Source organism: Burkholderia sp. S-53 (assembly GCF_025560745.1).
Classification (GTDB): domain Bacteria; phylum Pseudomonadota; class Gammaproteobacteria; order Burkholderiales; family Burkholderiaceae; genus Burkholderia; species Burkholderia pyrrocinia.
The window spans coordinates 3,632,932-3,657,184 of sequence record NZ_CP090483.1; the positions used below are offsets into that span (position 1 = coordinate 3,632,932).

The 24,253-nt window shown below is 67.5% G+C and carries 21 protein-coding genes and 1 tRNA gene; 8 read left to right on the plus strand and 14 right to left on the minus strand.

Translation table 11 applies throughout. The annotated features are described in order from the left end of the window. The first annotated feature begins 274 nt into the window (after nt 1-274). The 5 genes from LXM88_RS21895 (at nt 275) to rodA (ending at nt 6,555) form a co-directional block, all read left to right on the plus strand. A complete protein-coding gene (locus LXM88_RS21895; protein WP_004189550.1) occupies nt 275-1,318 on the plus strand; it encodes a rod shape-determining protein in 1,044 nt (347 codons plus the stop codon). Between the two features lie 126 nt (nt 1,319-1,444). Then, a complete protein-coding gene (gene mreC / locus LXM88_RS21900; protein WP_262538955.1) occupies nt 1,445-2,497 on the plus strand; it encodes a rod shape-determining protein MreC in 1,053 nt (350 codons plus the stop codon). After that, a complete protein-coding gene (mreD, locus tag LXM88_RS21905) occupies nt 2,494-3,006 on the plus strand; it encodes a rod shape-determining protein MreD (protein ID WP_006482567.1) in 513 nt (170 codons plus the stop codon). The genes mreC and mreD overlap by 4 nt, the downstream gene beginning before the upstream one ends. Nucleotides 3,007-3,109: 103 nt before the next feature. Further along, nucleotides 3,110-5,395 carry a penicillin-binding protein 2 gene (gene mrdA / locus LXM88_RS21910; RefSeq protein ID WP_262538961.1) on the plus strand — a complete coding sequence of 762 codons (2,286 nt, stop codon included), beginning with the start codon at nt 3,110-3,112 and terminating at the stop codon, nt 5,393-5,395. 11 nt (nt 5,396-5,406) lie between these two features. Next, nucleotides 5,407-6,555, plus strand: a complete 1,149-nt coding sequence (gene rodA, locus LXM88_RS21915; RefSeq protein ID WP_262538963.1) for a rod shape-determining protein RodA — start codon at nt 5,407-5,409, stop codon at nt 6,553-6,555. A 90-nt stretch (nt 6,556-6,645) separates the two neighbouring features. Here rodA and LXM88_RS21920 read toward each other — a convergent pair whose 3' ends face one another. The 14 genes from LXM88_RS21920 to def form a co-directional block, all read right to left on the minus strand. Next, the gene (locus tag LXM88_RS21920) at nt 6,646-7,407 is read right to left on the minus strand and encodes a tetratricopeptide repeat protein (RefSeq protein WP_262538965.1); all 762 of its coding nucleotides are present in this window, start codon (nt 7,405-7,407) and stop codon (nt 6,646-6,648) included. Then, nucleotides 7,404-8,189: an HpcH/HpaI aldolase family protein gene (locus tag LXM88_RS21925; RefSeq protein ID WP_262538967.1), complete on the minus strand. Its 786-nt coding sequence runs from the start codon at nt 8,187-8,189 to the stop codon at nt 7,404-7,406. The genes LXM88_RS21920 and LXM88_RS21925 overlap by 4 nt, the downstream gene beginning before the upstream one ends. A 316-nt stretch (nt 8,190-8,505) precedes the next feature. After that, the gene (gene queD, locus LXM88_RS21930; RefSeq protein WP_006482561.1) at nt 8,506-8,958 is read right to left on the minus strand and encodes a 6-carboxytetrahydropterin synthase QueD; all 453 of its coding nucleotides are present in this window, start codon (nt 8,956-8,958) and stop codon (nt 8,506-8,508) included. 18 nt (nt 8,959-8,976) lie between these two features. Next, nucleotides 8,977-9,609 (minus strand): 7-carboxy-7-deazaguanine synthase, encoded by a 633-nt coding sequence (gene queE, locus LXM88_RS21935; protein WP_021163976.1) that lies wholly within the window; start codon nt 9,607-9,609, stop codon nt 8,977-8,979. A gap of 75 nt (nt 9,610-9,684) precedes the next feature. Further along, nucleotides 9,685-10,419 carry a 7-cyano-7-deazaguanine synthase QueC gene (gene queC, locus LXM88_RS21940; protein WP_174420269.1) on the minus strand — a complete coding sequence of 245 codons (735 nt, stop codon included), beginning with the start codon at nt 10,417-10,419 and terminating at the stop codon, nt 9,685-9,687. Between the two features lie 359 nt (nt 10,420-10,778). Beyond that, a tRNA-Phe gene (locus LXM88_RS21945) sits at nt 10,779-10,854 on the minus strand. A gap of 60 nt (nt 10,855-10,914) precedes the next feature. Next, on the minus strand, nt 10,915-11,616 hold the full coding sequence (gene esaR / locus LXM88_RS21950; RefSeq protein ID WP_047899326.1) for a response regulator transcription factor EsaR: 702 nt from the start codon (nt 11,614-11,616) through the stop codon (nt 10,915-10,917). Then, the gene (gene esaS, locus LXM88_RS21955; RefSeq protein WP_262538975.1) at nt 11,617-14,031 is read right to left on the minus strand and encodes a sensor histidine kinase EsaS; all 2,415 of its coding nucleotides are present in this window, start codon (nt 14,029-14,031) and stop codon (nt 11,617-11,619) included. Beyond that, nucleotides 14,021-14,611 carry a DUF4390 domain-containing protein gene (locus tag LXM88_RS21960; RefSeq protein ID WP_262538977.1) on the minus strand — a complete coding sequence of 197 codons (591 nt, stop codon included), beginning with the start codon at nt 14,609-14,611 and terminating at the stop codon, nt 14,021-14,023. Before LXM88_RS21960 ends, esaS begins: the two co-directional genes overlap by 11 nt. Further along, nucleotides 14,608-15,999 carry a 16S rRNA (cytosine(967)-C(5))-methyltransferase RsmB gene (gene rsmB, locus LXM88_RS21965; RefSeq protein WP_262538978.1) on the minus strand — a complete coding sequence of 464 codons (1,392 nt, stop codon included), beginning with the start codon at nt 15,997-15,999 and terminating at the stop codon, nt 14,608-14,610. The genes LXM88_RS21960 and rsmB overlap by 4 nt, the downstream gene beginning before the upstream one ends. A gap of 218 nt (nt 16,000-16,217) precedes the next feature. Further along, complete coding sequence (htpX, locus tag LXM88_RS21970; protein WP_124614217.1) at nt 16,218-17,075, minus strand: zinc metalloprotease HtpX; 858 nt, start codon at nt 17,073-17,075, stop codon at nt 16,218-16,220. 100 nt (nt 17,076-17,175) lie between these two features. Next, nucleotides 17,176-17,811 (minus strand): LysE family translocator, encoded by a 636-nt coding sequence (locus LXM88_RS21975; RefSeq protein ID WP_262538980.1) that lies wholly within the window; start codon nt 17,809-17,811, stop codon nt 17,176-17,178. 120 nt (nt 17,812-17,931) lie between these two features. Next, nucleotides 17,932-18,915, minus strand: coding sequence for a methionyl-tRNA formyltransferase (fmt, locus tag LXM88_RS21980; RefSeq protein ID WP_262538982.1), 984 nt, complete (start codon nt 18,913-18,915; stop codon nt 17,932-17,934). A gap of 34 nt (nt 18,916-18,949) precedes the next feature. Continuing rightward, complete coding sequence (gene def / locus LXM88_RS21985) at nt 18,950-19,453, minus strand: peptide deformylase (RefSeq protein WP_059534915.1); 504 nt, start codon at nt 19,451-19,453, stop codon at nt 18,950-18,952. Nucleotides 19,454-19,638: 185 nt separating this feature from the next. On the opposite strand from def, the gene dprA reads away from it, so the two are divergent. From dprA to LXM88_RS22000, 3 genes are all read left to right on the plus strand, one after another. Further along, nucleotides 19,639-20,967, plus strand: a complete 1,329-nt coding sequence (gene dprA / locus LXM88_RS21990) for a DNA-processing protein DprA (protein WP_262538986.1) — start codon at nt 19,639-19,641, stop codon at nt 20,965-20,967. A 36-nt stretch (nt 20,968-21,003) separates the two neighbouring features. Next, nucleotides 21,004-21,384, plus strand: coding sequence for a thioredoxin family protein (locus LXM88_RS21995; protein ID WP_262538988.1), 381 nt, complete (start codon nt 21,004-21,006; stop codon nt 21,382-21,384). 192 nt (nt 21,385-21,576) lie between these two features. Beyond that, nucleotides 21,577-24,201, plus strand: a complete 2,625-nt coding sequence (locus tag LXM88_RS22000) for a DNA topoisomerase III (protein ID WP_262538990.1) — start codon at nt 21,577-21,579, stop codon at nt 24,199-24,201. The last annotated feature ends 52 nt before the right edge of the window (nt 24,202-24,253 follow it).

Here is a 24,253-nt window from a genome sequence, read left to right on the forward strand (position 1 = left end):
CGAAGCGGCAAAAATACCGCCCGTTTCGATTCAAATACCGTGAAATTATAAGGTATCATTACGCGTTCGACCCAAACCCGGCAGCCTTTTCCCGCACCGTTTCGCCCCGCTTCGGCGAGCCGTGCGTGCTTCGTGCGATCCCCGGTAGACATCACTCGCAGCTTCGTGCGCCGCGGCGGCCGCTTCCGCCACGCTTCCCGAGGCTGTTATTTTTTCCGCTGCCGCCCTCAGCACTCGCTATGCAGGGCCGGCCCAGAGCGAAACAGGATTCTGAATGTTCGGTTTTTTGCGCAGCTACTTCTCCAACGATCTCGCGATCGACCTCGGCACCGCAAACACCCTGATCTACATGCGCGGCAAGGGCATCGTGCTCGATGAACCGTCCGTCGTGTCGATTCGCCAGGAAGGCGGCCCCAACGGCAAGAAGACGATCCAGGCGGTCGGCAAGGAAGCCAAGCAGATGCTCGGCAAGGTGCCGGGCAACATCGAGGCGATCCGCCCGATGAAGGACGGCGTGATCGCCGACTTCACCGTCACCGAGCAGATGATCAAGCAGTTCATCAAGACGGCGCACGAGTCGCGCATGTTCTCGCCGTCGCCGCGCATCATCATCTGCGTGCCGTGCGGCTCGACCCAGGTCGAGCGCCGCGCGATCAAGGAAGCCGCGCACGGCGCCGGCGCATCGCAGGTCTACCTGATCGAGGAGCCGATGGCGGCCGCGATCGGCGCGGGCCTGCCGGTGTCGGAAGCCACCGGCTCGATGGTCGTCGACATCGGCGGCGGCACGACCGAAGTCGGCGTGATCTCGCTCGGCGGCATCGTGTACAAGGGCTCGGTACGCGTCGGCGGCGACAAGTTCGACGAAGCAATCGTCAACTACATCCGCCGCAACTACGGGATGCTGATCGGCGAGCAGACCGCCGAGGCGATCAAGAAGGAAATCGGCTCCGCGTTCCCGGGCTCCGAAGTCAAGGAAATGGAAGTGAAGGGCCGCAACCTGTCGGAAGGCATTCCGCGCAGCTTCACGATCTCCAGCAACGAAATCCTCGAAGCGCTGACCGATCCGCTGAACCAGATCGTGTCGTCGGTGAAGATCGCGCTCGAACAGACGCCGCCGGAACTCGGCGCCGACATCGCCGAACGCGGGATGATGCTGACGGGCGGCGGCGCGCTGCTGCGCGACCTCGACCGCCTGCTCGCGGAAGAAACCGGCCTGCCGGTGCTCGTCGCGGAAGATCCGCTCACCTGCGTCGTGCGCGGTTCGGGCATGGCGCTCGAGCGCATGGACAAGCTGGGCAGCATCTTCTCGTACGAGTGATCGTCTAAGCTGTCTCGTTGATATGACGCACCTGCGGCGTGGCCGGATCGCTCGTTTAGAACGAACCGCCGCGCCGTTTGCGCGTCTGAGCATCATTTAACCGATCACACGCGCCCGGCGCCGACCATGGAATACAGTCCGCCGCCCCTCTTCAAGCAAGGTCCGCCCGCGCTCGCGCGGCTCATCTTCTTCGTTGCCCTCGCCATCGCGCTCCTCGTGTCGGACGCGCGCTTCAGCACGCTCGAAATCCTGCGCGGCGTGCTCGGCACCGTGCTCTATCCGCTGCAGCGCGCCGCGCTCGTGCCGCGCGACCTGTTCATGGGCGCGGCCGACATCGCCGTCACCGGCTCGTCGCTGCGTCACGAGAACGACGACCTCCGCAAGCGCAACCTGCAACTGTCGACGCAAGCCAACCAGGCCGCCGTGCTCGCGCAGGAAAACATGCACCTGCGCGCGGTGCTCGAACTGCGCCAGCACATCGCGACGCAATCGACGCCGGTCGAGATCCAGTACGACACGAGCGATCCGTTCACGCAGAAGATCGTGGTCGGGCAAGGTTCGCAGCAGGGCATCCAGAAGGGCTCGCCCGTCGTCAGCGAGGACGGCGTGGTCGGCCAGGTCACGCGCGTGTTCCCGCTGCAGTCCGAAGTCACGCTGGTTACCGACCGCGATCTCGCGATTCCGGTGCAGGTGCTGCGCACCGGCCTGCGCAGCGTGATCTACGGCACGCCGAAGGGCGATTCGCTCGACCTGCGCTTCGTGCCGACGAGCGCGGATCTCGTCGTCGGCGACGAACTCGTCACGAGCGGCCTCGACGGCGTCTATCCGCCCGGCCTGCCGGTCGCGAAGGTCGTGCGCGTCGACAAGCTCGCCGATACCGCCTTCGCGCGCGTGACCTGCGCGCCGGTCGCGGCCGTGCGCGGCGCGCGCCAGATGCTCGTGCTGCATTACCAGAACGACATCCCGCCGCGCCCGGCCGAGCTCGAACCGGCCGCCGACAAGAACGCGAAAGGTGGCAAGAAGGGCGCGAAAGCCGCCGCGAAGGGCGAGAAAGCCGACAAGGCTGACGCGAACGCGAAGCCGGCCGCCGTGGCCCAGCCGGGCGCGAAGCCCGCGCCGGCCGCGCCCGCCGCCGCACCCGCGAAGCCCGCGGCCGGGCAATCAGGAGCCCAGCGATGAACCGCCCGCAATACATCCTGCAGCCGGTCAATCCGTACTTCATCGTCTTCAGCCTCGCCGCCGCGTTCCTGCTGAACCTGATGCCGTGGGGCCGCCTGCCCGGCGTGCCCGATTTCGTCGCACTCGTGCTGCTGTTCTGGAACATCCACCAGCCGCGCAAGGTCGGGATGGGCGTCGCGTTCGCGCTCGGCATCCTGATGGACGTACATGACGCGGGGCTGCTCGGCGAGCACGCGCTTGCCTATACGCTGCTGTCGTACGGCGCGATCACGATCCACCGCCGCGTGCTGTGGATGCCGATCGGCGTGCAGGTGCTGTATGTCACGCCGCTGCTCGTCGTCGCGCAGCTCGTGCCGTTCGTGATCCGTCTCCTGATGGGCGCCGCGTTCCCGGGCTGGCGCTACCTGGTCGACGGCTTCGTCGAGGCCGCGCTGTGGCCGATCGCGAGCCACCTGCTGCTGATGCCGCAACGCCGCCCGGTCGATCCGGACGATACGCGCCCCATCTGAGCCGGACCGACCTTGAATCCCCGCCGCCCCCACGCCCGCCGCGCATCGCGCTCCGGGGCGGCACCTCGCCCGCCCGCGTGCGGGCCGGACAGACGTTAATCGCATGACCGAATTCAACGACACCCAACAGCAGCTCTCGAAGTTCCGCCTGCGCGTCGCGGCGGCGGGCGTGTTCGTGTTCGTCTGCTTCGGGCTGCTCGCGAGCCGCTTCTTCTACCTGCAGCTGATGCAGCACGGCAAATACGCGCTGCAGGCCGAGGAAAACCGCATCTCGGTCGCGCCGATCGTGCCGAACCGCGGGATCATCACCGACCGCAACGGCGTGATCCTCGCGAAGAACTATTCGGCGTACACGCTCGAGATCACGCCGTCGAAGCTCGACGACACGCTCGACAACACGATCGACAAGCTGTCCGAGATCGTCCCGATCGACGCACGCGACCGCCGCCGCTTCAAGAAGCTGCAGGAAGACTCGAAGAACTTCGAGAGCCTGCCGATCCGCACGCGGCTGACCGACGCGGAAGTCGCGCGCTTCACCGCGCAGCGTTTCCGCTTCCCCGGCGTCGACGTGCGCGCGCGGCTGTTCCGCCAATATCCGCTCGGCACGACCGCCGCGCACGTGATCGGCTACATCGGCCGGATCTCGAAGCGCGACCAGGATCGTATCGACGCGATGAGCGACGACAACGACAGCGACCAGGAAAACTACGATCCGCGCCGCGACGCGAACAACTACAAGGGCACCGACTACATCGGCAAGATCGGCGTCGAGCAGAGCTACGAAACCGAGCTGCACGGGCTGACGGGCTTCGAGGAAGTCGAGGTGACGGCCGGCGGCCGCCCCGTGCGCACGCTGTCGCGCACGCAGGCGACGCCCGGCAACAACCTCGTGCTGTCGCTCGACATCGGGCTGCAGCAGGTTGCCGAGCAGGCGTTCGCCGGCAAGCGCGGCGCGCTCGTCGCGATCGAGCCGAAGACGGGCGACGTGCTCGCGTTCGTGTCGTCGCCGAGCTTCGACCCGAACTCGTTCGTCGACGGCATCGACCAGCAGACCTGGGACGAGCTGAACAACTCGACCGACAAGCCGCTGCTGAACCGCCCGCTGCACGGCACGTATCCGCCCGGTTCGACGTACAAGCCGTTCATGGCGCTCGCGGGCCTGACGCTCGGCAAGCGCTCGCCGGGCTGGGGGTTCCAGGATCCCGGCTACTTCACGTTCGGCGGCCACACGTTCCGCAACGACGTGCGCTCGGGCCAGGGCTGGGTCGACATGAACAAGGCGATCATGGTGTCGAACGACACCTACTTCTACATGCTCGCGCGCGACCTCGGCGTGAACGCGATCGCGAACTTCATGAAGCCGTTCGGCTTCGGCCAGATCACCGGGATCGACATCCAGGGCGAAGCGCGCGGGATCCTGCCGTCGACCGACTGGAAGAAGAAGGCGTTCAAGAAGGCCGCGCAGCAGAAGTGGTTCGACGGCGAGACGATCAGCCTCGGGATCGGCCAGGGCTACAACTCGTTCACGATCCTGCAACTCGCGCACGCGACCGCGACGCTCGCGAACAACGGCGTCGTGATGAAGCCCCACCTCGTGAAGGAGGTCGAGGATCCGATCTCGCGCGGGCGCCGCCTGACCGTGCCGAAGGAAAGCGAAACGATCCCGCTCAAGCAGGCCGACATCGACGTCGTGAAGCGCGGGATGGAGAACGTGATCGAGAACCCGTCCGGCACCGCGTACAAGGTGTTCCGCGGCGCGCCGTACCTCGCCGCCGGCAAGACCGGTACCGCACAGGTGTTCTCGCTGCAGGGCTCCAACTACAAGGGCCACCTGCTCGCCGAGCACCTGCGCGACCACGCACTGTTCATCGCGTACGCGCCGGTCGACCATCCGCAGATCGCGGTCGCGCTGGTCGTCGAGAACGGCGGCTGGGGTGCGCAGGCCGCGGGCCCGATCGCGCGCCGCGTGCTCGACTTCTTCCTCGTCGAACGCCAGAACCCGAAGAACGAAGCCGCGGCCGTGGCGGCCGCCGCGTCGGCGACCGAACCCGTCAATGCGCCGGTGATCGGCGATGCGAACAAGCCCGCCGCCGTCGCGGCCGGCTTCAAGGCGCTGCCGCAGCCCGTCGTGCCGACCGCGGCCAGCGCTGCCGACGCGGCATCGGCCGCGTCGGCGCCCGATGCGTCGGGTGCTGCCGGTGCAAGCGCGGCGCAACCGGCCGACGCGAGCGCCGCGGCGCCCAGGGCCGCGAGCCTGCCGCCGATCCGGCGCCCGCACCGGCCGCGCCGGCCCGCCAGCGACGCGCAGCCGCTCGTCGCCACGCCGCGGGACGACAACCACCGTGCGACGGCCCCCGCGAAAGCGGCGGACGCCGGCACCGCTCATTAACGGAGAAAGGCATGCAATTCGACAAGCGCGCCTGGCTCGACAAGATCAAGCAGATGTTCGCGGGCTTCGACCGCCCGCTCGCCCTCATCGTGTTCCTGCTGCTGTGCGTCGGCATCGTCACGCTGTACAGCGCGGCGATCGACATGCCGGGCCGCGTCGAGGATCAATTGCGCAACATCCTGCTGACGTTCGTGCTGATGTGGGTGATCGCCAACATCCCGCCGACCACGCTGATGCGCTTCGCGGTCCCGCTCTATACGTTCGGAGTCGCGCTGCTGATCGCGGTCGCGCTGTTCGGGATGACCAAGAAGGGCGCGAAGCGCTGGCTGAACGTCGGCGTCGTGATCCAGCCGTCGGAGATCCTCAAGATCGCGACGCCGCTGATGCTCGCGTGGTACTACCAGCGCCGCGAAGGCGGGCTGCGCTGGTACGACTTCCTCGCCGCGTTCGGGATCCTGATGGTGCCGGTCGGGCTGATCGCGAAGCAGCCCGACCTCGGCACGGGCCTGCTCGTGTTCGCGGCCGGCTTCTTCGTGATCTACCTCGCCGGCCTGTCGTTCAAGCTGATCGTGCCGGTGCTCGTCGCGGGCGTGATCGCGGTCGGGTCGATCGCCGTGTTCGAGGAGCGCATCTGCCAGCCCGAAGTGCAGTGGCCGCTGATGCACGACTACCAGAAGCACCGCGTGTGCACGCTGCTCGACCCGACCTCCGACCCGCTCGGCAAGGGCTTCCACACGATCCAGGCCGTGATCGCGATCGGCTCGGGCGGCGTGCTCGGCAAGGGCTACCTGAAAGGCACGCAGGCGCACCTCGAATTCATTCCGGAGAAGCACACCGACTTCATCTTCGCGGTGTTCTCGGAGGAATGGGGGCTCATCGGCGGGCTCGTGCTGCTGACGCTGTACATGGCGCTGATCGCGCGCGGGCTCTATATCGCCGCGCAGGGCGCGACGCTGTTCGGCCGCCTGCTCGCGGGCTCGCTCACGCTCGCGTTCTTCGTCTACGCATTCGTCAATATCGGGATGGTGAGCGGCGTGCTGCCGGTCGTCGGCGTGCCGTTGCCGTTCATGAGTTACGGCGGCACCGCGCTCACGACGCTCGGCATCGCGATCGGGATGATCATGAGCGTCGGGCGACAGCGGCGGCTGATGAAGAGCTGAGCGCGCGGTACGGCCGCGACAAAAAAAACGGCGCTCCGGCGCCGTTTTTTTTCGTCTGTTTCGAATGCGGCGATGCAGCGCCGCGCCCGCTCACTGCGGTGCCGCGCCGCCTCCCGATGCCGGCGCCGGTGCCTGCCCCTTCAGCCGCGCGCTCAGCTCCTTGAATTTCAGCCCGGCCGTCTCGTCGCCCTGCGCCGCCGCCGCCGCGTAGTACGCACGCGCGATGTTCAGGTTCTGCTCGACGCCATCGCCGCCACGCTCGTAGAACGACGCGGTCACGTACTGCGCGGTCGGCTCGCCCGCGTCGGCGGCCTGCTTGTACCACACGAACGCCTGCCGGTTGTCGCGCGGCGTGCCGCGCCCGTCGAGGAACTGGTTCGCGAGCGACAGCTCGGCCTGCACGTGCCCCTGCTTCGCCGCCCGCAGGAACCAGCGATGCGCTTCGGCCGGATTGCGCGTGACGAACTCGCCGTCGTCGAACATCCGGCCGTACACGTACTGCGCATGCGACATGTTCGCGTCGGCCGCGCGCTTCAGCCAGCGCAGCCCTTCGTCGACGTTCGCGGTCACGCCTTCGCCCGTCAGCAGCATCATCGCGTAGTTGAATTGCGCGAGACGGTCGCCGCGCTCGGCCGCGTCGTGGAACTGCACCAGCGCCGCGCGATAGTCGCCGGCGTTGTAATCGGCGACCGCCGATTGCGTCTCGCGCGACGGATCGGGCTTCGCTTGCGGCGCGCCCTGCGCGGCCGCCGCCACACACACCGCCCACAGGCCGAGCATCGCGCCGAACCGCCAACGCGCACCGGTCGCACCCTGCGCGCGCCTGCAAGACGCGCCGTCGCCACCGTTCATGACCGTACCTCCTGCAGCGCTTGCCGCGTCGCACGCAGCAGCCAGCTCACGTCGGCCGACAGCGTGATCATCCGGTAGCCGGCCTCGCGGTACTGCCGCGCGCCCGCCGAGTCGCCCGCGAAAATGCCGACCGCGACGCCGGCCTGCTTGCCGGCCGCGAGCACGCGCGCCATCGCGGTTTCGACGTCCGGGTGGCGGATGTCGCCGAGATGCCCGAGGCTCGCCGCGAGATCGGCCGGCCCGATGAACAGGCAATCGACGCCGGGCGTCACCGCGATCCGCTCGACTTCGTCGACGCCGCGCGCCGATTCGATCTGCACGATCACCGCGACCTGCGCGTTCGCCGTCTGCAGGTAATCGCGGCGCATGCCGAACGCCGCCGCACGCACCATGCCCGCGACGCCGCGCAGCCCGTCGGGCGAGTCGGGCGACGGGAAGCGCGTGAGCCGCACCGCGTGCGCGGCGTCGTCGGGCGTCTCGATGCACGGAAACATCAGCGTACGTGCGCCGGCATCGAGCGCGCGCTTCACGAGCCACGGCTCGCGCGCCGGCACGCGCACGACGGGCTCGCTCGGCAGGTGCGCGGCAGCGATCGCGCGCAACTGCGACGCGACGTCGCGGCTGTCGTTCGGCGCGTGCTCCATGTCGATGCAGAGCCAGTCATAGCCGGCATGCGCGAGCGCTTCCGCGGCCGAGTCGCTGCCGAGCGACAGCCACAGGCCATATAGCGGCTCGTCGCCGTCGCGCAGGCGTTGTTTGAGGGAATTGGTGAGCGTGCTCATCGATACGGCCTCCGGGACGGAACGGCAATCGAACGGGACAAGCAACAGGCAAGGCGGGGCGCAACGTGCCGGACAGCGCAGCACGACGACGGCGCCGGACCGCGCCCTGAAACGTTAGTCGGCCGTGGGCGGCCGATCTGACAGCGCGGGCCGCGCGACGGCGCACGGGTGCGTTTTTCGGTGCCACGCAACGATCATAGCGCGGCGTTACGCGGAATGTGGGAATGGGCGGGGAGCAGCGCCGGCGCGGGACGAGGCCGCGCGGCGCGGTGGCGGGCAGCCCGCGCCGGACGGCGGGGCTGCCGGAAAGGCAGGATCAGCGGCCGGGCTGGCGCTCGACGTCGGCCCAGCAGTTCGGCGTTTCGTACAGGCGCACGCGCTCGAGGCGCAGGTTCACGCCGTAGTGCGCGTCGTACACGTTCGCGAGGAGATCGAACGCGATCGCCGCGAGGTTCTCGACGGTCGGGATCCGGTCGATCACGACGGTCTTGTGGTCGGCCATCTGCTCGAGGAACGAGCGCACGACCTCGTCGCGCGCGTAGACCAGGAATGCGTGGTCCCACTTGCTGACGAGGTGCTCCATCGCGAGCGCCTTCACATCGGCGAAATCCATCACCATGCCGCGGTCGGGCGCGCCCTCGGTATCGACGAGATCGCCGCGCAACGTGATTTCGAGCACGTAGCGATGGCCGTGCAGGTTCCTGCACTGGCTGCGGTGATCGGGAATGCGGTGGCCCGCGTCGAATTCGAGTTTTCGGGTAATCAGCACGATGTCAAAAGCCGGGGCTCAGGGAATGTTCAGATATTTGTGGGTCTGCATCGACAGGCGCCACTGCGGATGACGCTTGCACCAGTCGATCGCGAGCTTCGTATTGAGGTCGCGCGACGGGCCGTCCATCGGCTGGACCAGGAAATACTCGAAGTCGAGCTTCGCATAATCGGCCAGCCGCTGGTTGTCCTGCGGGATCACGACCTTCAGTTCGTTGCCCTTCGTGACGACGAGCGGCGCATCGGCCTTCGGGCTCACGCAGATCCAGTCGATCGATTCGAGCACCGGCAGCGAGCCGTTGGTCTCGATCGCGATCTCGAAGCCGGCCGCGTGCAGCGCGTCGACGAGCGGCTGGTCGAGCTGCAGCATCGGTTCGCCGCCCGTGCAGACGACGAAGCGGTGCGCTTCGCCCTCCGGCCACAGGCCGGCGATCGTCGCGACGAGCGCTTCGGCGTCCTTGAACTTGCCGCCGTTCTCGCCATCGGTGCCGACGAAGTCCGTATCGCAGAAGCGGCACACGGCCTCCGCACGATCCTCTTCGCGGCCCGACCACAGGTTGCAGCCGGCGAACCGGCAGAACACGGCCGGCCGGCCCGCATTCGCGCCCTCGCCCTGCAACGTGTAGAAAATTTCCTTGACCGCGTAAGTCATCGTCCTTCGTCCGGCTCGCGCCGCTCGTTGTCGATCAGAATCCGTTATCCATCAAGCGCTGCCCGCGCAGCCGCGTTACAGCGGCGCTTCGGTCACCCGCTCGCCCTTCAGGTAGGCCTCGTAGCCCCGCTTGCGCAGCTTGCAGGCCGGGCACTCGCCGCAGCCGAAGCCCCAGTCGTGCAGTTCCGCGCGCTCGCCCACGTAGCACGTGTGCGTCTCGACGCGGATCAGTTCGACGAGCGCTTCGCCACCGAGCTGTTCGGCGAGCTGCCACGTCTGCGCCTTGTCGAGCCACATCAGCGGCGTCTCGAGCACGATGCGCGTGTCCATCCCGAGATTCAGCGCAACCTGCAACGCCTTCATCGTGTCGTCGCGGCAGTCCGGGTAGCCCGAAAAATCGGTCTCGCACATCCCGCCGACCAGCACGCGCAGCCCGCGGCGATAGGCGATCGCCGCGGCGATCGTCATGAACATCAGGTTGCGGCCCGGCACGAACGTGTTCGGCAGGCCGTTCGCCGCCGTCTCGATCTCGATCGTGCGCGTCATCGCGGTATCGCTGATAGCACCAAGCACCGACAGGTCGATCATGTGATCGTCGCCGAGCCGGTCCGACCACGCGGGAAACTTGTGCTTCAGCGCTTCGCGCACGCCTTCGCGACATTCGAGCTCGACCCGATGGCGCTGGCCGTAATCGAAGCCAAGCGTCTCGACCGTCTGGTAGCGTTCGAGCGCCCATGCCACGCACGTGGCCGAGTCCTGCCCGCCGGAAAACAACACGAGCGCGCCGTCTTTAGCGTCTGTCCGAATCACCGTGATACTCCGTGAATGTATAGGCTCGCGTCGCGCTGCGCCCCGGGGCCGGCTGCCGCCGGGCGGCCCGACGCGTGCCGGCCTGGGCCGGCTCGACCAGTATAGGCAGCGCGGTCGGCCGCGAACGCGGCGGAGCGCTTATACCGCCCATCGCACGGCATCGTTGCCGCGCATCACGGCGGCGCATGGCTGGCGGCCTGCCGTGCGCATGAAACGATGCGCTAAGTCATTGAGCGGGCACGGATTTTATCATGCCCCTGCGAATGCTGCCGGGCACGCCGCCTATCCGCCTATGCCACGCAATACCCACCACAAACGAAAAACCCCAAGAACCTTCCGATTCTTGGGGTTGGAACTGCTGGTGGCCTGGGACGGAATCGAACCATCGACACGCGGATTTTCAATCCGCTGCTCTACCAACTGAGCTACCGGGCCAACGAAGAATGAAAGTATATCGAGCTTTGCCCACCTGCTCAAGCGTTTTCGCAAAAAATTTTATATCGCGCCTTCGGACGGCTTCTTGCCGAGCTCGACGCCGAGCTGCTTGAGCTTGCGATACAGGTGCGTGCGCTCGAGGCCCGTCTTCTCCGCGACGCGCGTCATGCTGCCGTTCTCGCGCGCGAGGTGATATTCGAAGTACGCGCGCTCGAACGCATCGCGCGCTTCGCGCAGCGGGATGTCGAACGGGATCGCGGCCGTCTGCCCCGCGAGGCCGAGTGCCGCCGCCATGTCGTCGCCGAGCGTCGGCAGCGCAGCCGCGGATGCCACCGCCGCGGACCCCGCGGCCTGTCCGGCGCCGGCCTTCGCCGCCGCGTTCGCGGACACCGGCGCCGCGCCGCGTGCGAGACCGTGCTCGACGGACTTCAGCAGCTTCTGCAGCGCGATCGGCTTCTCGAGGAAATCGAGCGCGCCGATCTTCGTCGCCTCGACGGCCGTGTCGATCGTCGCGTGCCCGGACATCATGATCACGGGCATCGTCAGCAGCCCCTGCGCCGCCCATTCCTTGAGCAACGTGACGCCGTCGGTATCGGGCATCCAGATATCGAGCAGCACGAGATCGGGCGCCTGATTCAGCCGGTATTCCCGCGCGGCCTGCGCGTTCTCCGCTGCCTCGACGACATGTCCTTCATCGCTGAGGATCTCCGAGAGCAATTCCCGGATGCCCATTTCATCATCTACCACCAGGATGGTTGCCATTTACGCTGCCCTTGTCTGCTCACTTGCTTTTGTCTTAGCGGGGGTCGTCCCGCCCTGCGCGCCCGTTTCGACGCCTGGCGCATCGCTCGCCATCTGCAGGAACAGGATCGACACCTGCGCACCCTCGACGGTCTCGCCGTGCATGCGATTGCGCAGATCGATCCGCGCACCGTGCTCGTCGACGATTTTCTTGACCGTGGCCAACCCGAGCCCCGTGCCCTTCGCCTTCGTCGTCACGTAAGGCTCGAACGCGCGGGTCAGGATGCGTGCCGGAAAACCGGGCCCGTTGTCGGACACGGTAAGACGTACCGCGACGCGCGTTTTGCCCTCGGCGTCGGGATCGCCATATTCTACTGTCTTGGTTTCGATCAACACACGCGGATGCGCGGCTTCCGCGACCGAATCCTGCGCATTCTGCAGCAGGTTGTGGATCACCTGGCGCAGCTGCGTCGCATCGCCGCGAATCACCGGCAGCGACGGCGCGAGCTCGGCGACGATCGGACTCTTGCCCTCGCCGACACCATACAGCCCGAGCACCTCGCTCGCCAGTTCGTTCAACTGCAGGTTCGCGAGCACCGCCGGCGGCGTGCGCGCGTATTCGCGGAAGTCGTCGACCATCCGCTTCATCGCAGCCACCTGGTTGACGATCATCGTCGCGCCGCGCTTGAGCACATCCGCGTCGGACGGCGACAGCTTGTCGGACAGCTTCATCTGCAACCGCTCGGCCGACAACTGGATCGGCGTCAGCGGATTCTTGATCTCGTGCGCCAGCCGTCGCGCGACCTCGCCCCATGCAACCGAGCGCTGCGCGGAAATCACGTCGGAAATGTCGTCGAATACCACGACGTAACCGGACGTCTGCGGATCGTCGGCCTGCCCCTCGACCGTCGACACGAGGCGCGCGCCGCGCACGAGCAGCGTCAGCGGTTCGGTTTCGCCCGGCATCTCGATCGCGAACTGCTGCTGCCAGTGGCCGCGATCGCCGCTGCCGCCGTCGGACGCCGCCTCGCGGTCGGCGAACGCCTTGCGCACCATCGCGCCGAATCCCGCGGCAACGCCGATCCGGTCGAGCGTCGTGCCGATCAGCGCGTTGAACGGCTGCCGGAAGATCCGCTCGGCGCCGCGGTTGGCCGTCGTCAGCCGGAACTGGCGGTCGAGCACGAACACGCCGGCCGTCAGGTTCGCGAGGATGCTCTCGAGATAGGTCTTCGAATGTTCGAGCGCGATGCGGTTCTTCTCGACCGCGAGCCGCGCCTCGGACAACTGGCGCGTCATCGCGTTGAACGACTGCGTGAGGAAGCCGAGCTCGTCGCGCGTCTTGATCTCGCGCTTCGGCGTGTAGTCGCCTTCCGTGATCTCCTTGGTGCCCTGCGCGAGCAGGAACAGCGGCCGCGCGAGCTGCTGGCCGAGCGCGAGCGCGAGCATCATCGCGATGAAGGTCGCGAGGAACAGCGCGAGCGTCAGCGTGCCGATGTACATCTTGCGCAGCCCCGTGCGGCCGAGCGCCTTTTCCTGGTACTCGCGGTACGCGCGCTGCACGGCGTCGGCGTTGTGCGCGAGCGTCGGCGGCACCGGTTGCGTGAGCTGCAGGAAGCGTTCGGCCGGCTGCAGCAGCGATGTCGTTGCATCGGGAATCGGCCGCACGACGCGCAGCCGCAGCGCGCCCTTCGCACCGTGCGCGCGCGGATCGCCGTCGACTTCGCCCTCGATCGCCGCGTACGCGCCGTGTTCACGCGCCTGGCTCAGCATCAGCGACGTCGGCAGGTCGTCCGGAATCAGCGCCGCGAAATTGCCCGACGCCTGCGCGACGATATGCAGGTCGGGCGCCGCGCCCGAGCCGGCGCGGGTCGGCTCGACGATCGTCGCGTCCTGCACGCCGAACTGGTCGCGCAGCCGCAGCAGCGTGAGCGTCGTGCCGTTCGTGTTTGCGTCGACGCTCGCGAGCTGGTCGGACATCAGCCGCGCCTTCGTCTGCAGATCGGACAGCGACGCATCGAGCATCCCGCGGCCGAGGTTCAGGCCAGCCGTCAGCGCGGTCTCGACGTTCACGTCGAACCACGACTCGATACTGCGCGACACGAACTGGTACGAGACGATGTAGATGATCCCGCCCGGCACCACGCCGACGAGCGCGAAGAACACCGCGAGCTTCGCGAGCAGCCGCGTGCCGAACTTGCCCTTCCTCAGGCGCACGACGATCATCCCGATCAGCCCGAGCACCACGAGCAGGAACACGAGCGCGACGACGATGTTGGTCGCGTACAGCCACGAGTAGTAGCGATCGAAGAATTCGGTGTTCGCGCTCGCGGCCGCGAGCAGAACGAGCAGCAGCAGCGCGGTCAGCGCGACGGTCGAGACGATCACGCGAACGAGGAGGCTCTTCCCGCTGGCCGCGCGGCGCACTTTATTTAGCACGTTCGGTCACCGTGAAGTTGAAGCGCTTCCAGTCCGACCCGAGCGTCCAGTCGCGGTTGTTCACGGCGTCGACCTGGAACGGCTTCGGCATCAGCGCCGTATCGAGCTGCATCCGCACCGATGCCGTGTAGGTTTCGCCCGCGCGCACCTGGTTGCGGTCGATCACGTGCCACGACGTGATGTGCCGGACCACCGCGAGCGCGTCCTTCAGCGACGGGAAGCCGAGCTGCAGGCCGCCGGTCGACACGCGGTACTCGCGCGTGAGCGGCTGGAACGACAGGCGGATCGTCTGTGACACCGATACCGGCTGTTCGTCAAGCCAGTACCAGCGCGCGCGGCTCAACTCGAAATCCGTCGTGAAATACACCGGAATGCCTTTGTTCACGGCATCCTCGAGGTTCGGATTCAGTTCGAAATCGAAGCGGGCGTCGAGGCTCCAGCCGCTTCCGTCGGCCTGGAGCGACGCGCGCTGCACGGCGATCGACTGAGCGTGCGCCGGCCGGACGACGGCCAGGCACAGCGTCAACGCGACCATCAGGACGGCCGCGAGCCGAAGTGGAAAAAGGTGTTTGATCGTCACCGTTTCTGAAACCGCGCGTAGAAAAATCCGTCGTGATCGGTGTTCTGGTCGAGTGCGCCGACGGCAGCCCCTCCCTGCACTCCGCCCGGCAGCAGTTGGCCGGGGGCGTCCAATCGTACCGCATCTTCACAGGCCGCTTCAAACCAGCGGGCCTGCAACTCGCCTTCTTCGGGGAAGATCGAACAGGTCACGTAAAGCAGTTCGCCGCCCGGCTTCACGAGCGGCCACAGCGCCGACAGGATGCGGCGCTGTTCCGCGACGAGCGCCGGGATGTCGGCCTCGCGGCGCAGCCAGCGAATGTCGGGATGCCGCCGCACGATGCCGGAGGCCGAGCACGGCACGTCGGCCAGGATACGGTCGAACGGGCGCCCGTCGTACCACGCGTCGGGCGCACCGGCATCGCCGACACACACGTCCGCTGCGAGCGACAGGCGCACGAGGTTCTCGCCGATGCGCGCGGCACGCGTCGCGTCGCTTTCGAGCGCAACGACTTCCGCATCGGCCAGTTCGAGAATATGGCCGGTCTTGCCGCCGGGCGCCGCGCATGCGTCGAGCACGCGCATGCCGTCGCGCGCGCCGAGCCATTCGGCCGCGAGCTGCGCGCCGGCATCCTGCACCGACACGACGCCGTCGGCGAATCCTGGAATGCGCTCGACCGGCAGCGCCGATGCGAGCCGCACCGCATGCCGGCCGATCGCGGTCGCTTCGATCCCGCTCGCGCGCAACGTGTCGAGATACGCGTCGACGCTTGCGCGGCGCGCATTCACGCGTAGCGTCAGCGGCCCCTGGCGCTCGCCGGCCGCGAGGATCGCCTGCCATGCGTCGGGCCACGCGCGCTTCACCGCATCGACCCACCATGCGCGGTAATTCCAGCGCGCGACGGCGTCGTCCTGCATCGCCGCGACGAGCGCATCGCGCTCGCGCAGGAAACGGCGCAGCACCGCGTTGACCATGCCCTTTGCGAACGCATATTCGCGCCGCGCGCCGATCACGGTGACGGCTTGGTCAACGACCGTGAACGCCGGATACGCAGCATCGTCCGCCGGATCGAGCAGCAGCGCGAACGCGCCGGCGAGCACCGCGTGCACATGCGCGGGCGGCGCCTTGCTGACGAACTTGCCGATCAGCCAGTCCGCGCTACCGAGGCGACGCATCGTCCGATACGCGACGTCCTGCGTCGCGCCGCGCGCAAGCGGCTGCGCACCGGACGCCATCTGCGCGAATACCGTCGAGAGTGCCGCCGGCAGCGCGGTGCCGCGCCGTACCGCATCGACCGCCTGCGCGGCCGCGTCGAGTGCGAAGCCGAGCGATTCGGGCGCAAGGTGCAGCGCGGACAGGCGCGCCGGGCGGCCGGGAGAAGACGGAGCGGAAGAACGGGTTCGTGTCATTGGTGCGGAATCGGCAAGCAGGCGCGGCAAACAAATGCGGCAAACGGCGGGATCGCGGCCGCGCGGCAGCCGCAATCCCAAACCGCGCATTGTAGCGTGCGACCATGCGGCCCCTTTGGCCCCTTTACGGCGCGCACAAATGAAACACCCCGCAGCGCGAAGCGTGCGGGGTGGCGGGGCGCACGCCACGCGGCAACGGCCGCGCGGTGCGCCAGGACTTAATCGAAGCGGCCGGTACGCGCCATCTCCATCAGGCGCGCGATGCGTTCCTCGGTGGCCGGGTGCGTCGAAAACAGATTCTGCAGGCCGCCGCCGTGGAGCGGGTTCATGATCATCATCTGCGCAGTGGCCGGATGCGCTTCGGCAGCCTGGAACGGGATGCCGGCCGCAAAGCGATGGATCTTGTCGAGCGCGGTCGCGAGCGACTGCGGATCGCCGGATATCTGCGCGCCGCCACGGTCGGCCTCGAACTCGCGTGCCCGCGAAATCGCCATCTGGATCAGCGCGCCGGCGATCGGCGCGAGCAGCGCGACCGCAATACCCGCGATCGGATTGGCCGGCCGGCCGTTCTCGTCGCGCCCGCCGAAGAACATCGCGAAGTTCGCCAGCGCCGAAATCGCACCCGCCATCGTCGCGGTGATCGTCGAGATCAGGATGTCGCGGTGCTTCACGTGCGCGAGCTCGTGCGCCATCACGCCGCGCATCTCGCGCTCCGACAGCACGCGCAGGATGCCCGTCGTCGCCGCGACCGCCGCGTGCTCGGGGTTGCGGCCCGTCGCGAACGCGTTCGGTGCATCCTCGTTGATCAGGTAGACGCGCGGCATCGGCAGGTTCGCGCGCGTGGCCAGCTCGCGCACCATCCGATAGAACTGGGGCGCCGTGTTCTCGTCGACTTCCTGCGCGTTGTACATGCGCAGCACCATCTTGTCGGAGAACCAGTACGAGAAGAAATTCATGCCGAGCGCGAACAGTAACGCGATCGTCATACCGCGCGAGCCGCCGATCATCCCGCCGATCACGATGAACAGGGCCGTGATCGCGGCCATCAGCATCGCCGTTTTGACCCAATTGAACATACCCACTCCTTATCCGTCAGGGAACCCGCCGCGCATCACAGGGCGCGGCGGAAAATTGTAAGCGATTTGTTAGATAAGGTCTTGCCGGAAAAATTCAATCTCAGCGTTGCGAAGTTGCAAGACGCAGGCCGAGGCCGACGAAAGCACTGCCGACCGTGCGATCGAGCCACTTCCTGACACCCGGCTTGCCGGAAAAGCGCTGCGTGACACTGCCCGCGACCCATGCGACCACGCTGGTCCAGACCGTGCTCATCGCGACGAACACCGCGCCGAGGGTCAGGAACGCCAATGCCTTGTGCGGGCTGTCGGCCGACACGAACTGCGGGAAAAACGACACGAAGAACAGCACGACCTTCGGGTTCAGCACGTTGGTCCAGAAGCCCTGCATGAACAGTTGCCGCAGCGGCTTCGCGGCCTGTGCGGCCGCGGTGCCCGACGGCGCGGCCACCTGCTTCGTGATGATCATCCGCACGCCGAGATAGATCAGGTACGCAGCGCCGACCAGCTTGATCACCGTGAACGCGGCAGCCGACGCCGCGAGCAGCGCAGTGAGGCCGAACGCGCACGCGAGCGCGTGAACGCAGCAGCCGGCCGAAATGCCGAGCGCCGACATCAGCCCCGCGCCGCGGCCCTGCGCGACGCTGCGGCCGACGATGTAGGCCGTGTCGGGGCCGGGCGTGACGTTCAGCAGGAAAACTGCCAGCACGAAGAAGCCGAAATGGGTGATGCCGAACATGAAAACCTCGAAACCGGAGTGCGCAGGGAAATTCTACGCGCGCCTGCCGCGCTGCGCGACTCGGCCGTCCGGCCGATTGCGCAGCGCCGGCGGGCCGTGTCGAATGGCGGACAGGTCACGTTACGCAACGTCGGTCAGCGCAAAACGCTGGCCCGCGGCGAGCGGCGAGCCGGCCAGGAATTCGCGCGCGGGCAACCGCTTGCCGCCCGGCTTCTGCAACTGCGTGACGCGCAGCGCGCCGCTGCCGCATGCGACGACCACGCCTTCCGGCGCTGCTTCGACGATCGTGCCGGGTGCTGCGTCGCCGCTTGCCGCCACGGGCTCGGCCGCCCACAGCTTGATCGCCGCGCCGTCGAGCGTCGCGACGCCGCCGGGGAACGGATCGAACGCACGCACCTGGCGTGCGAGCACGTCGGCAGGCTTGCGCCAGTCGAGCGCCGCTTCGTGCTTGCCGATCTTTTCCGCGTAGGTTACGCCGTCGGCCGGCTGCGGCGTCGCCGGCAGCGTGCCGTCGCGCTCGAGCCGCACGAGCGCGTCGACGATCAGCCGCGCGCCGTCGGCGGCCAGCCGGTCGTGCAGCGTCGCGGTCGTGTCGTCGGGCGCGATCGCGATGCGCGCCTCCTCGATCATCGCGCCGGTGTCGAGGCCGACGTCCATCTGCATCAGCGTGACGCCCGTCTCGGCGTCGCCGGCCTCGATCGCGCGGTGGATCGGCGCGGCGCCGCGCCAGCGCGGCAACAGCGACGCATGGATATTGATGCAGCCGTCACGCGGAATGTCGAGCACCTCCTGCGGCAACAGCAGGCCGTACGCGGCGACCACCATCACGTCGTGCGGCGTCGCGCGCAGCAGCTCGATCGCGTCGGCCGCCTCCGCGGGGTACTTGCCCGCGCGACGCAGCGACGGCGGCTGCGCGACGGGCATGCCGTTCTCGACGGCGTAGCGCTTCACCGCGCTCGCCTGCAGTTTCATCCCGCGCCCAGCCGGGCGATCGGGCTGGGTGAGCACGAGCGGCACCGGGAAACCGGCCTCGTGGATCGCGGCAAGCGCAGCCGCGGCGAATTCCGGCGTGCCGGCAAAAATCACGCGCAACGTATGGGTCATGAAAGCGTTCGGGATCGGGCAGGGCGAACGCGCGTCACATCGCGCGTTCGAGTTTCTTCATCTTCGTCTTGATGCGCGTCTGCTTGAGCGGCGACAGGTATTCGACGAACACGCGCCCCATCAGATGATCCATCTCGTGCTGGACGCACACGGCGAGCAGGCCCTCGCAGTCGAGCTCGAAGGTCTCGCCCTGCTCGTTGAGCGCACGCACGCGCACGTGGTCGGGGCGCTCGACTTCGTCGTAGATGCCGGGCACCGACAGGCAGCCCTCTTCATAGATCTGCTTCACGTCGCTCGACCACACGATCTCGGGGTTGATGAACGCGCGCAGCTCGTTCTTTTCCTCGGAAACGTCGATCACGATCACGCGCTCGTGCACGTCGACCTGCGTGGCCGCAAGGCCGATCCCGGGCGCCGCGTACATGGTCTCGGCCATGTCGGCGACGAGCTTGCGGATCCGGTCGTCGACCTTGTCGACGGGCTTGGCGACCTTGTGCAGCCGCTTGTCGGGGTAATGAAGAATATTGAGCAAAGCCATGGCGTTCGGTATTCGGTAGAGCAGGGTGCGGCATCGGCCATCCGGCCGGCTGGCGCCGCCGCCGCGATGCAATGAAGATAAGGCGGATGCGCGGCGTATCAATGCCTCGGATCGCGCCTCCTGCAAATGGCCGGGCGCCTGCGCGCGCGGCCCTGTCGAGTATTTCGGATGATGAAAATTTTATCATGGCGCCACGCGCTTCGCTGGCCGCCGCGTTCGAGGGCAGCCTCATGTCTCCGCAAGCGCTGACCGCCTCCGCGTTGCGCGCGTGGCTGCAGCTCGCGCATGCGCCCGGCCTCGCGCCCGCCGTACTGCAGGCGCTGCTCGACACGTTCGGCTCGCCGGTGGCGCTGCTGAGCGCGTCCGACCAGGCCATCGCCGCCGTGAGCAGCCCCGCTGCCGCGCAGGCCGTGCGCGCAAGCGAACGCGACGATCTCGACGCACGCACCGACGCCATGCTCGCGTGGCTCGATGCGCCGGCCAACACGCTCGTCACGCTCAACGATCCGGCCTACCCGCCGCGGCTGCGCGACCTGCACGACCCGCCGCCGCTGCTATATGTAAAGGGCCGGCTCGACCTGCTGCACGCCCGCAGCCTCGCCGTGGTCGGCAGCCGCCACGCGACGCCGCAGGGGCTCGCCGACGCGACGCGCTTCGCACGCGAGTTGTCCGACGCAGGGCTCCCGATCGTCTCGGGCCTCGCGCTCGGGATCGACGGCGCCGCGCATCGCGGCGGGCTCGACGGCCGGTCGGGCACAGTCGCGGTGATCGCGACGGGCGCCGATCTCGTCTATCCGGCGCGGCACCGCGCGCTCGCCCACGAGATCGCCGCGCACGGCGCGATCCTGTCGGAATGGCCGCTCGGCACGCCGGCCCGCGCCGCGCATTTCCCGCAGCGCAACCGGTTGATCGCGGCGCTCGCGATCGGTGTGCTCGTGGTCGAGGCCGCGCCGCGTTCCGGCTCGCTGATCACCGCGCGGCTCGCGAACGAACTGGGGCGCGATGTGTTCGCGATGCCGGGCTCGATCCACGCGCCGCTCGCGCAGGGCTGCCACGCGCTGATCCGCGACGGCGCGAAGCTCACGGCGGCGCCGCTCGATATTCTCGAGGAATACGGGCCGGGCGAACCGACGGCTCGCGCAGAATGCCCCGGAAATTCGGGCGCGAACGCCATGGGCATCGGCGGAACCGAAGCCGTCGTCCAGCGCGCCGTCGACAGCAGTACGCAAACTGATTCCGCCGTTCCGGCCACTGCGCCCGCACGAGTCGATGCGGCACCGCCTCCACCGTCCTGCACGCCGTCCGAACAGGCCGTGCTCGCCGCATTGGGATACGGCCCCGTCACATACGAATGGCTCGCCGAACATAGCGCCCTGTCCGACGACGTGCTGCATCGCACGCTGCTCGCGCTCGAACTGGCCGGTCGCGTCGCGAGCCTCCCCGGCGGACGCTTCGCGCGGCTTGACGCCGCGCCCACCCCGCCCGCGCGCGGCGTGCTACATTTCCCCGAATAGGGGCGGCCGCGCCGCCGACGATACCCAAGGAAATCCATGCCCGCGCTGAATCTCGACACCGATGCGGATCGGATCGCCGAGCGGCTCGCCGATCCCGGCACGTTGCTCGTCGCCTGCCTGTGCGCCGAGTGGTGCGGCACGTGCCGCGACTACCGGACGGCCTTCGACCAGCTCGCCGACGCGCATCCCGACGCCTGCTTCGCCTGGATCGACATCGAAACGCATGCCGACCGCCTCGACGATCTCGACGTCGAGAACTTCCCGACGATCCTGATCGAGGATGCCAACACCGCCCGCTTCTTCGGCACGGTGCTGCCGCACGCGACGATCGTCGAACGAATGCTGTCCGACCTGAGCGCGGTACCCGGTGCGCCGCACGCACCGAAATTGCGCAACGTCCTGAACGTCGAAGCCTGAATTCGCGTGCCACCCGGCGGTTTTTCGCGCGTTTGCGCGCCGCACCGCGCCGGGCGCTTGCCGCCGCTGCGGCCCCCCTCTATGATGGGCCGCTTTTTACACGCCGAGCCGCCGTCGCTTCCGCGTGTGCTATAAAGCGGTCGTTAAAGGGACTCACAACCGGCGAACCCGGTCTACCAACACACACCTGTCATGTCCAAAGCACTGATCATTGCGGAAAAGCCTTCTGTCGCGAACGACATCGCGCGCGCTTTGGGCGGCTTTACCAAGCATGACGAATACTATGAAAGCGACGAATTCGTCCTTTCGTCCGCTGTCGGCCACTTGCTGGAAATCGCCGCCCCGGAAGAGTACGAGGTCAAGCGCGGGAAATGGAGCTTCGCGCATCTGCCCGTCATCCCCCCGCATTTCGACCTGAACCCGATCGCAAAAAGCGAGTCGCGCCTCAAGGTGCTCACCAAGCTGATGAAGCGCAAGGACGTCGAGCGCCTGATCAACGCATGTGACGCGGGGCGCGAGGGCGAACTGATTTTCCGCCTGATCGCACAGCACGCCAAGGCGAAGCAGCCGGTCCAGCGCCTGTGGCTGCAGTCGATGACGCCGCAGGCGATCCGCGACGGTTTCGCGAACCTGCGCAGCGACACGGACATGCAACCGCTCGCCGACGCCGCACGCTGCCGCTCGGAAGCCGACTGGCTCGTCGGGATCAACGGCACCCGTGCGATGACCGCGTTCAACAGCAAGGGCGGCGGCTTCTTCCTGACGACAGTCGGCCGTGTTCAGACGCCAACGTTGTCGATCGTCGTCGAACGCGAAGAGAAAATCCGCCGCTTCATCCCGCGCGACTATTGGGAAGTGAAGGCCGCATTCGCGTGCGCCGGCGGTTTCTACGAAGGCAAGTGGTACGACCCGAAATTCAAGCGCGACGAATTCGATCCGGAAAAGCGCGACTCCCGCCTGTGGAGCCTGCCGGCCGCCGAAACGATCGTCGCCGCATGTCGCGACAAGGTCGGCACGGTCTCCGAGGAATCGAAACCGTCGACGCAACTGTCGCCGCTGCTGTTCGACCTGACGAGCCTGCAGCGCGAGGCGAACGGCCGCTTCGGCTTCTCCGCGAAGAACACGCTCGGTCTTGCGCAGGCGCTTTATGAAAAGCACAAGGTGCTGACCTACCCGCGTACCGATGCGCGCGCGCTGCCGGAAGACTACATTTCGACGGTCCAGTCCACGCTCGAGATGCTCAAGGAGAGCAACAACTACCTGCCGCATGCGAAGCAGGTGCTCGACAAGGGCTGGGTGAAGCCGAACAAGCGGATCTTCGACAACTCGAAGATCAGCGACCACTTTGCAATCATCCCGACGCTGCAGGCGCCGAAGTCGCTGTCCGAGCCGGAGCAGAAGCTGTACGACCTGGTCGTGAAGCGCTTCCTCGCCGTGTTCTTCCCGGCGGCCGAATTCCGCGTCACGACGCGGATCACCGAAGTCGCCGGCCATCACTTCAAGACCGAAGGCAAGGTGCTCGTCGAGCCGGGCTGGCTGCAGGTGTACGGCCGCGACGCCGAAGGCGCGGACGCGAACCTCGTGCCGGTGCAGAAGAACGAGAAGGTGAAGACGGACGAAATCGCCGCCGTCGCGCTCGTGACCAAGCCGCCCGCACGCTACTCGGAAGCGACGCTGCTGTCGGCGATGGAAGGCGCGGGCAAGCTCGTCGAGGACGACGAGTTGCGCGAGGCGATGGCCGCGAAGGGTCTCGGCACGCCGGCGACGCGCGCAGCGATCATCGAAGGCCTGCTCGGCGAGAAATACCTGCTGCGCGAAGGTCGCGAGCTGATCCCGACCGCGAAGGCGTTCCAGCTGATGACGCTCTTGCGCGGGCTCGGCGTGAAGGAACTGACCGCGCCGGAGCTCACCGGCGAGTGGGAATACAAGCTGTCGCAGATGGAACGCGGCAACCTCGGGCGCGACGCGTTCATGCAGGAAATCGCCCGCATGACGCAGCAGATCGTCAAGCGCGCGAAGGAATACGATTCCGACACGATCCCCGGCGATTACGCGACGCTCGAGACGCCGTGCCCGAACTGCGGCGGCCAGGTGAAGGAAAACTACCGCCGCTTCGCGTGCACGAAATGCGAGTTCTCGATCTCGAAGATCCCGGGCAGCCGGCAGTTCGAGATCCCGGAAGTCGAGGAGCTGCTGCAGAAGAAGGAAATCGGTCCGCTGTCCGGGTTCCGCAGCAAGATGGGCCGCCCGTTCTCGGCGATCCTCAAGCTGTCCTTCGACGACGAGACGAAGAACTTCAAGCTCGAGTTCGATTTCGGCCAGGACCAGGGCGGCGAGGAAGGCGAAGCGCCCGACTTCTCCGCGCAGGAGCCGGTCGGCGCGTGCCCGAAGTGCAAGGGCCGCGTGTTCGAGCACGGGATGAGCTACGTGTGCGAGCACTCGGTCGCGAACCCGAAGACCTGCGACTTCCGCTCGGGCAAGGTGATCCTGCAGCAGGAAATCACGCGCGAGCAGATGGGCAAGCTGCTTGCCGACGGCCGTACGGATCTGCTGCCGAACTTCAAGTCGTCGCGCACGGGCCGCAACTTCAAGGCGTTCCTCGTGAAGCAGCCGGACGGCAAGATCGGTTTCGAGTTCGAGAAAAAGGAACCGAAGGCCGCTGCCGCGAAGAAGACGGCGAAATCGGCGACGAAGGATGCCGAAACCGTGACGGAAGGCGCCGAAGAGAAACCGGCACCGGCCCGCAAGACCGCCGCCAAGACCGCAGCGACCAAGACCGCCGCCCGCAAGACGACGGCGCGCAAGACGGGCTCGTAACGGCCAGGCCGCCGAGGCTTCCCCTCGGCGCATCGGGCTCCGGCAGGCAGCC

Coding starts and splice junctions, on each gene's coding strand:
- mreD (WP_006482567.1), top strand. CDS start 2,494: ATGAACCGCCCGCAATACATCCTGCAGCCGGTCAATCCGTACTTCATC.
- LXM88_RS21975 (WP_262538980.1), bottom strand. CDS start 17,811: ATGTTCGGCATCACCCATTTCGGCTTCTTCGTGCTGGCAGTTTTCCTG.
- LXM88_RS21995 (WP_262538988.1), top strand. CDS start 21,004: ATGCCCGCGCTGAATCTCGACACCGATGCGGATCGGATCGCCGAGCGG.
- rodA (WP_262538963.1), top strand. CDS start 5,407: ATGCAATTCGACAAGCGCGCCTGGCTCGACAAGATCAAGCAGATGTTC.
- LXM88_RS22000 (WP_262538990.1), top strand. CDS start 21,577: ATGTCCAAAGCACTGATCATTGCGGAAAAGCCTTCTGTCGCGAACGAC.
- queE (WP_021163976.1), bottom strand. CDS start 9,609: ATGACTTACGCGGTCAAGGAAATTTTCTACACGTTGCAGGGCGAGGGC.
- dprA (WP_262538986.1), top strand. CDS start 19,639: ATGGCGCCACGCGCTTCGCTGGCCGCCGCGTTCGAGGGCAGCCTCATG.
- LXM88_RS21925 (WP_262538967.1), bottom strand. CDS start 8,189: ATGAGCACGCTCACCAATTCCCTCAAACAACGCCTGCGCGACGGCGAC.
- rsmB (WP_262538978.1), bottom strand. CDS start 15,999: ATGACACGAACCCGTTCTTCCGCTCCGTCTTCTCCCGGCCGCCCGGCG.
- esaR (WP_047899326.1), bottom strand. CDS start 11,616: ATGGCAACCATCCTGGTGGTAGATGATGAAATGGGCATCCGGGAATTG.
- mreC (WP_262538955.1), top strand. CDS start 1,445: ATGGAATACAGTCCGCCGCCCCTCTTCAAGCAAGGTCCGCCCGCGCTC.
- LXM88_RS21920 (WP_262538965.1), bottom strand. CDS start 7,407: ATGAACGGTGGCGACGGCGCGTCTTGCAGGCGCGCGCAGGGTGCGACC.
- LXM88_RS21895 (WP_004189550.1), top strand. CDS start 275: ATGTTCGGTTTTTTGCGCAGCTACTTCTCCAACGATCTCGCGATCGAC.
- htpX (WP_124614217.1), bottom strand. CDS start 17,075: ATGTTCAATTGGGTCAAAACGGCGATGCTGATGGCCGCGATCACGGCC.
- def (WP_059534915.1), bottom strand. CDS start 19,453: ATGGCTTTGCTCAATATTCTTCATTACCCCGACAAGCGGCTGCACAAG.
- mrdA (WP_262538961.1), top strand. CDS start 3,110: ATGACCGAATTCAACGACACCCAACAGCAGCTCTCGAAGTTCCGCCTG.
- fmt (WP_262538982.1), bottom strand. CDS start 18,915: ATGACCCATACGTTGCGCGTGATTTTTGCCGGCACGCCGGAATTCGCC.